This is a genomic window from Bacillus sp. JJ1127, from assembly GCF_036965845.1.
Taxonomy (GTDB): domain Bacteria; phylum Bacillota; class Bacilli; order Bacillales; family Bacillaceae_G; genus Bacillus_A.
The window spans coordinates 1-1,547 of record NZ_JBALQK010000116.1 but is presented as its reverse complement, the minus strand read 5'-3'; the positions used below and the strand labels follow the sequence as shown (position 1 = coordinate 1,547).

The 1,547-nt window shown below is 32.6% G+C and carries 1 protein-coding gene and 1 pseudogene; both read left to right on the top strand.

Annotated features, from left to right (window positions below; translation table 11 throughout):
- Positions 1-96: 96 nt before the first annotated feature.
- A pseudogene (locus tag V7183_RS12660) lies at positions 97-285 on the top strand (hypothetical protein); the annotation flags it as partial.
- Between the two features lie 283 nt (positions 286-568).
- Positions 569-1,547: LCP family protein (locus V7183_RS12655; RefSeq protein ID WP_335359741.1), on the top strand; the 979-nt coding region annotated here is incomplete at its 3' end.

The window sequence follows — 1,547 nt, the reverse complement described above, 5'->3', positions numbered from 1 at the left end:
AAAGTTTCACTTTATAATTCCGCAGCTGCAATAGGCTTCTTTATTATTAGTTTCTATTTTCCGCATTCTTGTAACAAACCACCTGTATATTCATTGGTGGAGGTGCAGAAGATGAAAAAAATGATAGCAGTATGTCTTCTTACAATGATATCAATTTCAGCTGTAACGGGATGTAATTTGAAAGGCAAGAATGGTTGCAGGAGTCTAAAGAAAGATTTTATGTATGACGTAAGTCCTGAAAAATTTGCATTAACAGCGGAACATGATGGTGTGAAATTACAAGCCTAACAACTGTTATCTAAATTCCATCGGTATGATTGGGAAAGTAATAATTGTGGGGAATTTTTTTACTAGCATGTATATATGGATCTGTGAAATTTTTGGAATTATCTTCTGGTACTTGTCAAAAGGAAGCATGAGAGTATAATGTGAAATGAAATATATATTGATTTTCCTTCTTTTTTTACGATGAAATCTTACAAAAATGTAAGGTGAATGAAATGAAATTCAATATGAAGATTGATAGACATAGAGTATACTAGGAAAAGAGAAAGAGAGGAGAATGAACATGAGCTCTGAATTAGAACAAAATACAAGAAGCAGGCAGAAACGTTCTAAAAGAAAATCTATAAAATGGTTCATTTTGATTCCATTCTTCCTGCTTATTTTTGGAGCGGTCGGATATGGTTCGTTTATATATAATAAAGCTAAAGCAGTTGCAAGTGATGCATATGCACAAATTGATAAATCAACGAAACGTGATAAAGAAGTTGAACCGTTAAAGGATAATATCTCGATTTTGATTATGGGTGTAGATGGTAGTGATATCCGAAAAGGTCAATATGGAGAAGCTGTTCGTACGGATGCACTGTTATTAGCTACAATCAATAAAAATGATAAGTCAGTAAAATTAGTAAGTATCCCGCGTGATTCTCGCGTATATATCCCATCGAGAAAGAAATTAGATAAAATTACACACGCTCATGTGTTTGGTGGTGTTGAAAGCACGCGTGATACTGTTGAAAGATTTTTAAATGTTCCAGTGGATTATTATGTGAAATTTAACTTTGATTCTTTTGTGAAAATTGTTGATTCACTTGGTGGTATTGATATTGATGTACCAGTTACATTTACAGAACAAGATAGTAAAGACCAAGCAGGTATGATTCATTTAGAAAAAGGGTATCAACATTTAAATGGAGAGCAAGCTCTTGCTTTAGCGAGAACACGTAAAATTGATAGTGATGCGATGCGTGGTCAAAGACAACAGCTTGTAATAGAAGCAATTGCGAAAAAAGCAATGTCGGTTCAATCTATTAGTAAAATGAGTTCTTTATTAGATGCGATTGATAGTAATATGAAAACGAACTTAACATTTGATGACATGCTTTCTATTACAAGAAATATGGCAGGATCAGATTTACAAATGGAAAAAATGCAAGTAGAAGGTACAGATAAACGTATAGGTGGTATTTATTATTACATTCCAAATGAAAAAAATGTGCAAGATATATCTGAAAAATTAAATGAACATCTAGGTATTACAC